This is a genomic window from Dyadobacter flavalbus (genome assembly GCF_006149045.1).
GTDB lineage: Bacteria > Bacteroidota > Bacteroidia > Cytophagales > Spirosomataceae > Dyadobacter > Dyadobacter flavalbus.
The window spans coordinates 18,835-32,998 of record NZ_VBSN01000024.1 but is presented as its reverse complement, the minus strand read 5'-3'; the positions used below and the strand labels follow the sequence as shown (position 1 = coordinate 32,998).

Annotated in this window: 13 protein-coding genes; 7 read left to right on the top strand and 6 right to left on the bottom strand. The window is 45.2% G+C overall.

What is annotated here, in order from left to right; translation table 11 throughout:
• Positions 1-23 precede the first annotated feature (23 nt).
• The 3 genes from tyrS to FEM33_RS04185 all read left to right on the top strand — a co-directional run bounded on the left by tyrS (position 24) and on the right by FEM33_RS04185 (position 2,185).
• Positions 24-1,322, top strand: coding sequence for a tyrosine--tRNA ligase (gene tyrS, locus FEM33_RS04195; RefSeq protein ID WP_139010901.1), 1,299 nt, complete (start codon positions 24-26; stop codon positions 1,320-1,322).
• A 253-nt stretch (positions 1,323-1,575) separates the two neighbouring features.
• Positions 1,576-1,791, top strand: a complete 216-nt coding sequence (locus FEM33_RS04190) for a hypothetical protein (RefSeq protein WP_139010856.1) — start codon at positions 1,576-1,578, stop codon at positions 1,789-1,791.
• Positions 1,739-2,185, top strand: coding sequence for a DUF6036 family nucleotidyltransferase (locus FEM33_RS04185; protein ID WP_161597065.1), 447 nt, complete (start codon positions 1,739-1,741; stop codon positions 2,183-2,185). The genes FEM33_RS04190 and FEM33_RS04185 overlap by 53 nt, the downstream gene beginning before the upstream one ends.
• A 7-nt stretch (positions 2,186-2,192) precedes the next feature.
• On the opposite strand, the gene FEM33_RS04180 is transcribed toward FEM33_RS04185, so the two are convergent.
• Entirely contained in the window at positions 2,193-3,008 is an 816-nt protein-coding gene (locus FEM33_RS04180) for a metallophosphoesterase family protein (RefSeq protein ID WP_139010854.1), read from the bottom strand.
• 123 nt (positions 3,009-3,131) lie between these two features.
• On the opposite strand from FEM33_RS04180, the gene FEM33_RS04175 reads away from it, so the two are divergent.
• A complete protein-coding gene (locus tag FEM33_RS04175) occupies positions 3,132-3,584 on the top strand; it encodes a regulatory protein RecX (RefSeq protein ID WP_139010853.1) in 453 nt (150 codons plus the stop codon).
• Positions 3,585-3,675: 91 nt separating this feature from the next.
• On the opposite strand, the gene FEM33_RS04170 is transcribed toward FEM33_RS04175, so the two are convergent.
• The gene (locus FEM33_RS04170) at positions 3,676-4,671 is read right to left on the bottom strand and encodes a ribonucleoside-diphosphate reductase small subunit (protein ID WP_139010852.1); all 996 of its coding nucleotides are present in this window, start codon (positions 4,669-4,671) and stop codon (positions 3,676-3,678) included.
• Between the two features lie 240 nt (positions 4,672-4,911).
• Here FEM33_RS04170 and FEM33_RS04165 point away from each other — a divergent pair, with 240 nt between their 5' ends.
• Positions 4,912-5,796 (top strand): glycosyltransferase family 2 protein, encoded by an 885-nt coding sequence (locus FEM33_RS04165; RefSeq protein WP_139010851.1) that lies wholly within the window; start codon positions 4,912-4,914, stop codon positions 5,794-5,796.
• 55 nt (positions 5,797-5,851) lie between these two features.
• Here the strand turns inward: FEM33_RS04165 and corA are convergent, their stop codons facing one another.
• Positions 5,852-6,796, bottom strand: a complete 945-nt coding sequence (corA, locus tag FEM33_RS04160; protein WP_139010850.1) for a magnesium/cobalt transporter CorA — start codon at positions 6,794-6,796, stop codon at positions 5,852-5,854.
• Positions 6,797-6,883: 87 nt separating this feature from the next.
• Between corA and FEM33_RS04155 the strand changes: the two genes are divergently transcribed.
• Positions 6,884-8,071, top strand: coding sequence for an MFS transporter (locus FEM33_RS04155; protein WP_139010849.1), 1,188 nt, complete (start codon positions 6,884-6,886; stop codon positions 8,069-8,071).
• Entirely contained in the window at positions 8,061-8,672 is a 612-nt protein-coding gene (locus FEM33_RS04150) for an IMPACT family protein (protein ID WP_139010848.1), read from the top strand. The genes FEM33_RS04155 and FEM33_RS04150 overlap by 11 nt, the downstream gene beginning before the upstream one ends.
• A 75-nt stretch (positions 8,673-8,747) precedes the next feature.
• On the opposite strand, the gene FEM33_RS26515 is transcribed toward FEM33_RS04150, so the two are convergent.
• From FEM33_RS26515 to FEM33_RS04140, 3 genes are all read right to left on the bottom strand, one after another.
• A complete protein-coding gene (locus FEM33_RS26515) occupies positions 8,748-8,912 on the bottom strand; it encodes a hypothetical protein (protein ID WP_201747694.1) in 165 nt (54 codons plus the stop codon).
• 110 nt (positions 8,913-9,022) lie between these two features.
• Complete coding sequence (locus FEM33_RS04145; protein WP_139010847.1) at positions 9,023-10,744, bottom strand: RagB/SusD family nutrient uptake outer membrane protein; 1,722 nt, start codon at positions 10,742-10,744, stop codon at positions 9,023-9,025.
• Positions 10,745-10,802: 58 nt separating this feature from the next.
• Positions 10,803-14,120 (bottom strand): SusC/RagA family TonB-linked outer membrane protein, encoded by a 3,318-nt coding sequence (locus FEM33_RS04140; RefSeq protein WP_139010846.1) that lies wholly within the window; start codon positions 14,118-14,120, stop codon positions 10,803-10,805.
• Between the last annotated feature and the right edge of the window lie 44 nt (positions 14,121-14,164).

Below are 14,164 nucleotides of genomic sequence, written 5' to 3'. Positions count from 1 at the left end.
AAGCAACAGTATTTAAAATGACGATTGATTTTACAGAAGAACTGCGCTGGCGCGGCATGCTGCACGATATGATGCCGGGCACGGATGAGCAGCTCAGAAAAGAAATGACTTCCGGCTATATCGGTTTTGACCCGACGGCTTCTTCGCTGCACATCGGGAATCTGGCGACGATCATGCTGCTTGTGCATTTTCAGCGTGCCGGGCACAAGCCTTATGCACTGATCGGCGGTGCAACGGGAATGATCGGCGATCCGTCTTTCAAGGCGGCGGAACGTACTTTTCTGGATGAGGAAACTTTGCGCTTCAATCAGGAAGGTATCCGGAAACAGCTGGAACAATTCCTGGATTTTGACTGCGGTGCGAATTCTGCTGAAATGGTCAATAATTACGACTGGTTTAAAGACATCGGGTTTCTGCAGTTTCTGAGAGATGCGGGTAAGTTTTTGAGTGTCAATTACATGATGTCCAAGGATTCGGTGAAAAAACGGCTGGAAACGGGCATTTCCTTTACTGAGTTTTCGTATCAGCTTTTGCAGGGCTACGATTTTTACCATTTATATAAAAACAAAAACGTTCGTCTGCAGATGGGCGGCTCCGATCAGTGGGGAAATATCACGACCGGAACTGAAATTATCCGTCGCAAGGAAGGTGATGAAGAAGGCTATTTCAAGGCATATGCGCTGACAACGCCGCTCCTGACCAAATCGGACGGTTCCAAATTCGGCAAAAGTGAAGGCGGGAATATCTGGCTGGATGCCACCAAAACTTCTCCGTATGAATTTTACCAGTTCTGGCTTAACCAGAGCGATGAAGATTTGCCTCGTTATCTGAGGGTATTTTCTTTTAAAAACAAGCAGGAAATTGAAGCACTGGAAAGCAGCCATGCCGAAGCGCCGCATTTACGGATCATGCAGAAAGCGCTGGCCGAAGAACTGACTTCCCGAATCCATTCCGAACGTGCATTTCAGCTGGTTCTGAAAGCAACCGAGGTTTTGTTCGGAAAAGCCACGCTGGAAACGTTGCAGAGCATTGCGGCGGATGAATTTGAAACGGTGTTTAACGGCGTGCCGCAAACTGAAATCACTTTGCAGGAATGGAACGACTGCACCAATATTACAGATCTGGTTTCAACCGTTACGTATTCGGAAATCTATGCTTCAAAAGGGGAGGCCCGCAGGGCCATTCAGCAGAACGCCGTCAGCGTGAACAAGGTCAAAGTTACTTCCGCAGAACAGCCATTAACCGATTTCAGCTTGCTTCAGGAGCGTTTTTTGCTGATTTCAAAAGGCAAGAAAAATCACTTGATTAAATTGAAAATGTAGCTGTTGGCCGTTAGCTTTAAGCTGTTAGATTACCGAGTTACAAATATTGTAAGGTTGTAGAAAGCTTTCATCTGAATTTCTTTCAGTCAATTCCTTATAAGTTTTTCAAAGACTCTGTTAAAGCATTCTTGTGTTGACAGAGTCTTTTTCTGTTTTTGATGATTTAGTCCTGTTAAGTTTCAACGAAGCAATAGTATTCAGAATTTGTAAAAGTTATCTTTGGATCCGAAGCTTCATTTTAAAATCGTATATTATGAAAATCGTCAAAAAATCATCTTTATTTGAGGATATTTCAGCTTCTGATAAGGCATACTGGCGTTCAAAAACGCCTGAAGAGCGCATGAATGCTGCTCTTAAACTAATTCAGTTTGCCAAAAAAATTTATAATGCCAATCCGAACAACAAGCCTTTAACAAATGGAAGCGGAGTACTTAAATCTGATTCGCCTATTGAACGAAGAAAACGTTGAATATGTCATTCTTGGAGGGCATGCTGTAATTGCACACGGATATCTTCGGACAACAGGCGACATAGATATTTTCGTTAATCCAAGTGAGGAAAATGCTGAACGATTGCTTAAAGCCATGTATCGATATGGATATACCAATAATGAATTTGAAAAAGAGGACTTTACCAAAATTCCAAGTTACTTATCATTCGGCCGTTATGATGGCTGGATAGATATTATGACTTTTACGCTTGGAGTGTCATTTCAGGAATGTTACGAAAATCGCTATATTCTGAATTTACAGGATGTTGCAGTCAACATTATTGGATTAAAGCAACTACTTGAAAATAAAAGAGCTACGGGCCGTCCGCAAGATCTTCTTGATCTTGAAAATCTGACGAATGAAGACCAGTAATCATCCGTTAGCTTTTCCCGGAAAAAGTGTTCAAAATCGGTGATGCGGCGGGATTGTACTGATACGATTGCCAGGTGTGATCCTCATATATTTCCACGATCCGATACCCTTTGTAAGCCGTTCCCCAGTTTCCTCCGAAATGCCCATCGAAGAAATAGGGCTTTTTGCCGTACATTTTGGTGCTGTCCTGATCGTGGTCGTGGCCGTTGAAAATGGCTTTTACATTCGGCGTATTTTCAAACAGATCAATTACTTCCTTGCATTCGATTCCGTTCACCGTCCATTTTGCCGGCGTGATATGCAGGAAAACAAAAATTCCTTTCTTATCGGAATATTTGGCAATTTCAGTTCGCAGCCACGCAGCATCCGGACAAACGTATTCGCCTTTTTCATTGGAAGTATCGCCTACGACAAATGCATATTCGCCTTTTGCAAAACTGTGGTTCGTTGCATAGCCCCACGTACTTTGCCAGACGTCCAGCCCCACTTTGTCATGATTTCCGCGGCTTACATAATACGGTACCCGCAGGTTTCCAAGCGTACTTTTAAAATCATACAGTAAAGTCGGATCGTCATGGATCAAATCGCCGTTGAAGAATATAAAATCAACGCCTTTCTGCAGTTTTTCACGATTCACCCAGCTGATCAGATCGGAATGGAAAGTTTTGAAATCCGTATCCGCCTGACCGTAATGGCCATCTGAAGCAACGACAAACCGCATGGAAATTTTTGCAGCGTTACGGTTTTCATCTTTCTCAGACAAATAGGGAATGGCCGGCAATGCAGGAAGCAGTTTCAAAAAAGACCGTCTCTGGAAATTCATGGTTCGTGAGGTTACGTTAGTTTGGGCTCAGGATGTTTTATAATTTCAAAAATAGTTATTCATCACTGATATTTTCTTTATTCTTGCATCATGTTAAGGATATTTAATATTAAATAAAACAGAATGGACCGGCTTATTCTGCAGAAGGCGGCATCGTACTGCGCTTATCAGGAGCGGACGCAGGATGAGGTAAAACAGCGCCTTAAAAAATGGGATGTATGGGGCGAAGAAGCGGATGAAATCATTGCCGAGCTGATTTCCATGAATTATCTCAGCGAAGAGCGTTTTGCCAAAACATATGCCGGAGGAAAGTTCAGGGTGAAAAACTGGGGAAGAATGAAAATCCGGCAGGAACTTCACCGCAGAGGGCTCAGCGAATACAGCATTCAGAAAGGCATGAATGAAATTCAGGACGAAGCCTATATTTCCGGTTTGAAGGAATTGCTGGGTAAAAAGAAAATGCTTCTTGCAAAAACCGAAACGGACCCTTTCAGGCTGAAACAGAAACTGGCAAGATTCGCGTTGGGAAAAGGCTATGAAAGCGAGCTGGTCTGGAAGGAAATCGAGAATCTGTAGCTTGTTGAGCCGGCATTTCCCATCAATAAAAATGTCATCCCGAACAGCCGTTCAGAATGACATTTTTGAGTAATCTTTATGAACGGATTTTTTAAAAATCCGAATCGAAGGAAATTTTATGTCCTGAATCTTTGTCTTTTACGCCGCTCATTACGCCGGCTTTCTGGTATTCACCGACACGCTTTTCAAAGAAATTGGTTTTGCCCGGAAGCGAAATCAGTTCCATGAAATCAAACGGGTTTGCCGAACCGAACTGCTTCGGGCAGCCAAGCCGTTCCAGCCAGAAATCGGCAATGTACTCAATGTATTGATTCATCAGGTCCGCATTCATCCCGATCAGTGAAACCGGCAGTGCTTCAGTAACAAATTCCTGCTCTATTTTGACGGCATCCAGCATGATTTCGATGACTCTTTCCTGCGGAAGCTGATTGATGATATGCTTGGTATAAAGCAGACATGCAAATTCGCAGTGCAAGCCTTCATCTCTGGAGATCAGCTCGTTGGAGAATGAAAGGCCCGGCATCAGACCGCGTTTCTTAAGCCAGAAAATAGAGCAGAAAGAACCCGAGAAGAAAATGCCTTCTACGGCTGCAAATGCAATGATCCGTTCGGCAAAAACAGGGCTGTTGATCCATTTAAGTGCCCATTCCGCTTTTTTCTGAACACATGGAATGGTGTCGATAGCGCGTAACAAACGGTCTTTTTCAACCGGATCTTTAATGTAAGTATCGATCAGCAGCGAATAGGTTTCGGAATGAATGTTTTCCATGGCAACCTGAAAGCCGTAAAAGCATTTTGCTTCGGCATACTGCACTTCACTCAGGAAATTAACCGCAAGGTTTTCATTTACAATGCCGTCCGATGCAGCAAAGAAAGCAAGAACATGCGAAATAAAATGACGCTCGCCATCATTCAGGTTTTCCCAGTCTTTTTGATCCTGTGATAAATCTATTTCTTCTGCTGTCCAGAAAGAAGCTTCATGGCGCTTGTACATTTCCCATATATCGGAATGTTTGATCGGGAACAAAACAAACCGCAGCGGATCTTCAATCAACAGGGGTTCCTGTCTGGTAAGTTCTTGTGACATAATTAATTTGACTATTTACGAGGACCAGAATTCATAACGTTTGACAAGCCATGGCCTGAAAGGCAGGTTTGAAGGAAAACAAATCTACACGCTTTGTGCTGAATATTCAAGGAGAAACGAATCAAATTGAAATTCTTATTTAGAAAAATTCTTGTACTGAATCAGTTAACTTTGAAGGTTCCGAATGGCTGCCTGCCATGTAGAACAGCATTCAAAAAAGTTCATTTAACACGTACAAAATTGAAGATTTCCGGATTTACAATCATCAGAAATGCGGTTATAAACGACTATCCGGTTGTAGAAGCCATCCTGTCCATACTGCCCGTTGTGGACGAAATGCTTGTCAGCGTCGGCAAAAGCGATGACGATACGCTGGCTTTGATCCGGTCTATTCCTTCTGAAAAGATCAGGATTGTGGAGTCCGAATGGGATATGTCGCTGCGGGCCGGCGGCAAGGTGCTGGCCGTGGAAACCGACAAGGCGCTGCGGCAGATTTCACCGGATACTGACTGGGCTTTTTACATTCAGGGCGACGAGGTGGTTCATGAAAAATATCATCCTGCCATTCTGGAATCCTGCAACCGCTATGCGGATGATTTGGCGGTGGAAGGGCTGATATTTGATTACCTGCATTTTTACGGTACTTACGATTACGTTGGCGACAGCAGAAAATGGTACCGCCGGGAAATCAGGATTATAAGAAATGAGAACAAACTTCCGAATCCGCAGATTTCGGCATTTCGTGATGCGCAGGGTTTCCGGAAAGGACATACCAAACTGAACGTCAAGCATTCCGGTGCGGCCGTTTATCATTATGGCTGGGTAAAAAGTCCTGCGCAGATGAAAACAAAAATGAAAAATGTGAGCCGTTTCTGGAATGAAGACAAGGAATGGGGAAAAATCCTTCAGTCCGAAGATTTCTTCAATTACGAAGAATTTGATTCCATCAAGCTTTTTGACGGAACGCATCCGGCCGTTATGCAGGAAAGGATCAAAAAGCAAAGCTGGAAAGTGCAGCTGGATATTTCCAGAAAAAAATTCCGTCTTAAAGATGCCTTGCTTTACTGGTATGAAAAGAAAACAGGCAGGCGCCTGTTTGAATTCAGGAATTACAGAATGATATAAGCCTCAGACCATAATTCAATATATATTTTACTCAAATACGTTTATAAAAAGCACATCAGATCCAGCGTTTCCTTCTGAAAAACCATAAAACGATCAGTGAAGAAAAAAGCATAAGCAACAGGGAAATCCAGAAGCCCCAGGGTTCGGCTGTTGTAGGAATATGGTTGTAATTCATGCCGAAAATACCCGCAATGAGCGTTGGCGGCATAAAAATGATGGTTACAACCGTAAAGATCTTGATAACCTGGCTTTGTTCCAGATTGATAAGACCCATAAACGTATTCTGAAGATATTCGAGCCGTTCAAAATTGAAGGTCGTGTATTCAAGCAATGAATTGATATCTTTCAGGATAATGCGCAAATGTTCCTTGCGGTCTTCCGGGAAATACTGGCTGCGCAGAATGCCGGAAAGTACGCGCTGCTTGTCAATGCTTGTTTCGCGGAGCACCATGGTGATTTCCTGCAGTGCACTGATCCGGATCAGCACTTCCTGCCTTGCTTTCTGTTCGTGCGTAAGGTTTTTGCTGATGGTCGAAATTTCACGGGAAATCCCTTCCAGATAATCCGCGTCTGCCTCAATCCGGGTTTCGAGCAGAAGCAGCATAAAATCCACACCGCCTTGCACGCCTTCCGGACTGACTTTCATTTTCTTTACCGTATCCGCAAAGGTCTTTGAGTCGCCGCGCCGGTAAGTAAAAAGTACATTCTGATTAAGAATGAAAGAAACAGGATACGTTTCATAGCCTTCCCGGTCAATGCGCAGAAAGTTGGAATTGGCATTGATCGTATCATTCTGTTCGAAAAAGCGGGAACTGCTTTCGATTTCCACGATTTCCTGCGGCGTCTGAAAACTGATATTGCACTTGTTCTCAACCCATTCCTCTTCTTCGGCCGTTGGTGACTGCAAATCCACCCAAACCAGGTTTTTTACTTTGCCCAGTTCACGGATATCGTTTTCGCGTTTGATTAATCTGCCCTCTTTGTAAAATATGCGTACCATTTTTTAAAATTGGGAAAAAAGAAACAAGGAGGAAAGCGGCCGGATGAAATATCTCCTTTTTTGCCAAGTTAATTGTAAATTTGCACGATGCAAAATACCGCTTCCAAAGGAATATTCACGACACAATTCTGGTTACTGGGCCTAAGTTCGTTTTTGTTTTCTTCCAGTTTCAACATGCTCATTCCCGAACTTCCGGGTTATCTTACCCAAATGGGCGGTGCCGAATACAAAGGTGCAATCATCGGGTTATTTACATTAACGGCCGGCCTGTCGAGGCCGTTTAGCGGAAGGCTTACAGACCGGATCGGCAGAGTCCCGGTAATGGCATTCGGCTCCATTGTATGTTTTGTATGCGGGTTTTTGTACCCGATTTTCACGACGGTTATGCCTTTTCTGCTTTTGCGTCTTGTGCATGGTTTTTCAACGGGTTTCAAACCAACGGGAACTTCGGCTTACGTTGCGGACATAGTTCCGGCCAACCGGCGCGGAGAAGCCATGGGCATTCACGGCATGTGCATGGGCGTCGGATCGGCGTTCGGGCCGGCAGTCGGCAGTATGATCAGCATTAACTTTTCGCTGAATGCCCTTTTTTATACTTCATCGCTGTTTGCATTTCTTTCCATTGCTATATTGCTTAATATGAAGGAAACGCTCAAACAAAAAGAACGCCTGTCTGTCAAAGCTTTTCAGATTACCTGGCGGGACATTTTTGAGCCGGAAGTTTTCAGCCCGGCGCTGATCACTTTCCTCTGCTACTTCGGATACGGCGCGGTTTCAACGGTAACACCCGATTTCAGCGGTTACCTGGGTCTGCAGAACCGTGGATATTACTTCATGTTCTTTACCCTTTTCTCGATTTTGATAAGGCTTTTTGCCGGAAAAATTTCGGATAAACACGGCCGTGCGCCTGTCACCATTGCCGGATGCGCCATGCTGATTATGGCCATGCTCATTACAGGTTATGCCGATTCAGTTACGACATTTCTGACCGGCGCTGCATTTTTCGGCATGGCTATGGGCATCCTTTCACCCGTTCTTTCCGCCTGGACTGTGGACCTCAGCCGCGAAGACAACCGGGGAAGAGCGATTGCAACGATGTTTATTTCGCTGGAAGCAGGCATTGGGCTGGGCGCATTTCTGTCGGCAGCACTCTTTGCAAATCAACGCCAGAATTTGTCGCTGGTATTTTTCAGCATGGCAGGTTTTGCGGCGGCCGCATTGGTTTACGCCATATTTATTTATCAGTTTAAAAAGCGACGAACCCGTGCTGTTTGACGATACTTACCAAACGATAACAAAGCCTTCGGAAGGTTTTTTCAAAGACAAAGGAAGTAAGTTCCTGGCTTATGCATTTCCGATTGACAATGAACTGGATGCAAAATTTCATCTTGCTGCATTGCACGAGCTTCACCCGAAAGCAGTTCATCATTGCTATGCATACCGGCTGGGCGCTGATCGCATGAGTTACCGGATGAGCGATGACGGCGAGCCTTCGGGAACGGCCGGACGGCCCATTCTCAATACGCTTTATTCCAGAAATGTTACCAATATTCTGGTTGTGGTTGTACGGTATTTCGGGGGAACATTATTGGGAGTTCCCGGGCTTATCAATGCATACAAGCTGGCAACGGAGGATGTTTTAAATCAGTCTGAAACCGTTACAAGGCATTTTTTCAGTTTGTATGAACTGACGTTTTCCTACGTTCAGATGAATGATGTCATGCGCATTGTAAAAGAAATGGAACTGCCTGTCAGAAGCCAGAACTTTGAAATGGAATGCAAAATGGTCGTTGAAGTGCGGGTTACTTTAACCGAGCCATTCATAACGCGAAGCGGGAAAGTGGAAGGGTTGGATGTGCGGTTGCTGGGGCAGTAGTTTTTGGCTTACAGCTGTTAGCTAGTCGCTTTTAGCGGTTAGCTATTAAAAAGTGTGTATTTGCAAGCAAAAGCCTCATTCCATATTTTTCAGCATTTTTACAAAGTCATCTTCGTATTCCTTGATCGCTTTCAGAAGTTCCTTCAGTTCTTTTTCTTCCGGCGATCCTTTTTTTGCTCCGTAAATTTCATCTGCTCTTTCAGAAGCTTTTTCATATTCACTTTCGTTGCTGATTTTCATAGTTGTAGTCTTTGCTGTTGAACCAATTTTATCAAAGTTATTTTATTGATCAGTAAAGCACAAAAAAACCGGCTGTTTCCAACCGGTTTTTTTTACCAAAATGAAAAAATCTAGTAGCCGTTATTTTGTGTCAGCGTTGCTTTTCCTCCAACCTGGCTGTTCAGTATTTCCTGAATCGGAATCGGGAAATATTCATGTTTGCCTTTAATGAACTGAGAACCTTTCAGATAGGCTCTTTTGGTGCTTTCTACAGCATAATATGCGTTCATGGTTTCGGCGGCGATTCCCCAGCGAACAAGGTCAAACCGGCGGTTGCCTTCCATTCCGAGTTCAAGGCGTTCTTCAAACCGTACTGCTTTGCGTGCGAAAGCCTGATCGGTCCACGGCGTTGTATATTCTTTGATCACGTAATTGGCCGCAGGCGTGCCGTCCGCATTTTTTACAAATCCTTCCGGTTTTGCTGCTCTTGCCCGGATCTGGTTTACATAAGCACGTGCCTTTTCAAGCGATCCGATCTCCACTTCGATTTCTGCAAGCCACAATAAAACCTGCGCGTAACGAATCATGCGGAAGTTGTTGGCATTTAAACGGTTATTGGATGCAAAAGAAGGATCGGATTTATGCGAAACGTGCTTTTTCGGTGAATAAGGCCCGCCATACGTCTGATCCCGGATGTACGCTTTGCCCGGATGTACGCCCCAGTCCAGAAAAGGAATTCCGCGACGGCCGACTGTCCAGTCCAGACGAGGATCCAGATTTCCCTTGTAAGGAGTAAAATTCGGATCTGTAGATTCGATTCCCTGATCATTCGGAATATCGGAATCATTGAAAGTATCCAGAAGCGGCAATCCGTTTGCATCCGTTTTAAATGCATTAACAAGGTTCACAGAAGGCTGGAAAAAACCGCAGCAGGTTGTAAATGCACCGCCGCCGTAAGGATAATTCAGCGTAGAGCCGATGTTCCCGTTTTCACCACCGGCAGCACCGTCGTTTACAGAATACTGAACCTCGAAAATTGATTCCGCATTGTTGTTGGTCGATGCCTGAAAGTTGTCGTGATATTTGTCCACAAGCCTGTATTTACCGCTCGCTACAATGGCTTCCAAAATTGTTTTTGCCTCAGCGTATTTTTTCTGGAACAGATAAACTTTTGAAAGCAAAGCGCCGGCAGCCCATTTGGTAGGACGGCCCGGCTGCGACTGCGAAGTGGGAAGCACGTCATAAGCGGCTTTCAGGTCTTCTTCTATTTTGGGGTAAATATCTGCGTTGTTCGGCAGTTTGGTACTTTCCAGATTGTTCGGATCGTACGTTTTTTCATCAATATAAGGAACCATATTGAACATCTTTTTCAGTTCAAAATGATAATTTCCTCTCAGAAAACGGGCTTCCGCAATGACCTGTGCGCGTTCTTCGTCTGTAAAGTCGGTGGCTTTTTCAAGATTCTGAAGTACATCGTTCGTACGTGCGATACCGTCGTACATTCCCCGCCATTTTCCGCGGAAGTAAATGTTGTCGGCTGCAATATTGCCCTGTTCGATCAGGGAAATAGGCGGCTGGTCACCGGCATTGGTACCTTTGTAGGCATCGTCGGAAGCAACGCTTCCATAAACCCAGTTATCCGCACCGACGTTGTAGGAACGGTAAGCACCCTCGGCCGTTGCCCAACCGTCGAGCAGGGCATAGGCGCCTGTCAGTAACGCGTTTACACCTGTTTTGTTCTGTAAAATAGTGGAGCTGAGCGCCGCTTTGGGTTGTACATCCAGAAAGGAATCCGAGCATGAGCTTAATATGCCTAGCGCTACGGATGAGAATATTAATGCAACTTTTTTCATCTCTTGTAAAATTGAATTTCTGTTTTTAAATGATCTTTCTCAGTTAAAGCCATATTGCTTAAAAACTGATGTTCAGGCCAACGATATACTGTTTGGAAGCAGGATAAGAACCGCCATCAACACCGATCTGCCGGTCATTTCCTGCGCCATAATTACGCAGGTTGATCTCAGGGTCCATTCCGGAGTATTTGGTGAACGTAACCAGGTTTTGTCCCTGAACATAAATCCGGCAAGGCCCGAGTCCCATTTTGGAAAGCAGTTCTTTCGGGAAAGAATAAGTAAACTGAATGTTTTTGAAGCGGAAATAAGATCCTTTTTCAAGATAATAGTCTGAAGGAAGAATACTCACCTGATCGCTTGAATTCAGCTGCGGAAGAATGGCGTCCGTTTTTCCGGGCCTCCACGATTCGTTCAGCATGCGCGTGCTCTTGTTTCCAAAGAATGTCGGGAAATCGGTCCAGTATTTGGTATAATTGAAAATTTCGTTACCCTGAACACCCGCACCGAAAAGGGCAAGGCCAAAACCTTTGTAATTCACATTCAGGTTAACGCCGTAGGTAAAGTCAGGGTGCGGATTGCCGATAATGCTCAAATCTTTGGTATCAATGACATTGTCTCCGTTCACATCCACAAATTTGAAACGTCCCGCTCTGTTTTCATTGGAACCCAGATTGTTTTTTGGTGCTTTCTGCGCTTCTTCATCGGTCTGGAAAATACCGTCGTGTTTGTACCCGAAGAATGAAGAAATCGGATGGCCCTGCTGCGTTACGACGAAATTCTGGATACGTTCGTCATTGATCCCGAAGTATTGCGTGTTCGGATCGCCGTTTGTTCTGGTTACAACGTTGCGGTAAGTACTTACATTGACACCAAGCGTATAGGTCAGATCGCCGTTTGCAGCATTTCCGTTGTAGTTCAGACCAAGGTCAATTCCGCGGTTGCGCATGGAACCGATGTTCTGGAAAGGCGAAGCGGCTACGCCGGAAGTCAAAGGAGGTGAAACAGGGAACAGCATGTCAGTTGTTGTACGTGTGTACCAATCCAGCGCAAGGTCAAATGCTCCTTTGAAGAAAGCAGCGTCCAGACCGATGTTGGTGGAAGTCGTTGTTTCCCATTTCGCTTTCTGGTTGCCAAACTGAATCAGCTCGTAACCTGCAATGGCGGAAGTTTTGGCACCGTTCAAATCATAGAATGACAAAGCAGGGTTCGTAGCAAATTGTGTAAAAGAGTTATAGTTACCAATTTCCTGATTTCCGGTTTGTCCCCAGCCCACTCTGAACTTGGCATAGGAAAGCCATGAAGCAGCGGATTTTACAAAACTTTCATCCGAAACAACCCAGCCTGCGCTCAATGCCGGAAAGTAGGCAACGCGGTTGGCCGCAGCAAAACGGGAAGAACGGTCGCGGCGAATGGTGGCATCAAAGAGATATTTGCTTTGGTAACCATAGCTGGCGCGTGCAAATTCGGAAGCTAGGCGCCAGTTGGCAGCACCGCCGTTGTTGGTCTGCACGCCTGTTCCTGCGCTCAGATAACGGTTATCCAGCGCATCTACAAGATAATTGGTACGTGTTGCATCAAAGTTTTCATAATAGTTTTTAATGGATTCTGTACCGGCAATGATATTCAGTTTATGCGCATTGTTCAGTGCAATGTTGTAAGTAAGGGTGTTATACCACGTCCATGTCCATTCGTAATTGTTGGTTGTGGTCAGGCTTTGCGTACTTCTTGCTTCTGCCGATTCAATGTCTCTCGGAACGTAATTGCGGTAATTGTAAAGGTTATAGTCAATACCGAAGCTGGTTTTTGCAGTCAGGTTTTCAAGTATGTCCACTTCTGCGTAGGCATTTCCGAACAGCCTTACTTCCTTCTGCTGATTATCCTTGTTTCTGTACAGCAGCGAAACCGGGTTCACCGAATTGTCCACATCGGCCCCGCGGGTTCCTGCAAAATTTCCGGCTACGTCATAAACCGGCACGATCGGCGGCACGCGATAACCGAAAGAAGTAGGGTTGCTTTCCGCATTGTTGCCATTTGGCTGACCAACCCTTGACGCATAACCCACCTGAAAGTTCTGGCCTGCACGAATGCGCTTGTTGATGTTGAATTCGGTATTGGAGCGCAAGGTGTAGCGTTTGAAGTTGGTGTGGATCATCAGACCCTGCTGGTCGAAATAATTCAGCGACATGGCATAACGGCCGCTTTCGGTTCCGCCGGAAACCCCGATCTGGTGGTTCTGGATAGGAGCGGGCTGGTAAATTTCTTTAAGCCAGTTGGTCCCCTGCTTGTTTGCTTTGGTAATCAGCCATTTGGTTTTGTTGAAATTGGCATTGTTAACGTCCGTACTGTAATTGATGTAATTGCCGTTTGCATCCTGCGCAACTTTCGGATCGCCTTCATAAACGCCCGACGGGAAAATATAATCCGGAATTTTCGGCGTTTGGCCATTTCCGAACTGGGCATGTGTCGGATAAGTCAGTGTGGTGCCATCAGGAAATGCGCCGTTTACCATTTTGCTGAGGTTAAGCGTGTTGGTCCTTGCTTCCCAGGTCAGGTCTGCATATTGCTGTGTGTTGAGCATGTCCAGCAATTTTCCCGGACGCTGGGTGCCATAGTAGGTGTCATAGGTGAAAACAGGTTTGCCGATCTTTCCTCTCCGGGTGGTTATGATGACAACCCCGTTACCGGCGCGTGATCCGTAAATAGAAGCAGCAGAAGCATCTTTCAGGATTTGCATGGATTCGATATCGTTCAGGTTCAGCGTATTCAGCGTATTGGAAACGCCATTGGCGCCAACACCTTTTGTAGGAACGCCGTCCACAACATAAAGCGGCGAGTTGTCATTGATGGTACCGAACCCGCGGATACGTACCGAAACGCCGCCGCCGGGGCTGTTTTCATTTCCGATCACCACACCCGCTACTTTTCCCTGCAATGCCTGGCCAAGGTTGGTTGCCGGTGTTGTGAGCAGCTGCTTGGCATCCAGCGTGGCAACGGCACCCGTTATTTCCTTTTTGGACTGGGAGCCATAACCGGTTACAACCACTTCGCTGAGGCTTTTAACATCGTCCGTCAACGATACGTTAACCGTGGACTGCGTGCCTACAGTCACTTCTTTTTTCCCGAAACCGATGGAAGAAAATACGAGTACCGCGTCATTTGCCTTCACATCAATGGAGTAATTTCCGTCTGCGTCCGTCACAGTACCGGTAGTTGTGTTTTTTACCTGAACATTGACTCCGGGCAATCCCATGTTATCTACAGACGAAGTTACTTTACCGGTAACCCAATGTTCCTGTGCATGGACGGACATACTGCCTAATAAGCCAACCAGAAAAATCAAGGCATACAATACCCTGAAGCGTAGATTTTGTTTCATAAACGAATAGGTAAAATGTGAACAAACAAAAAATTAAATAATGA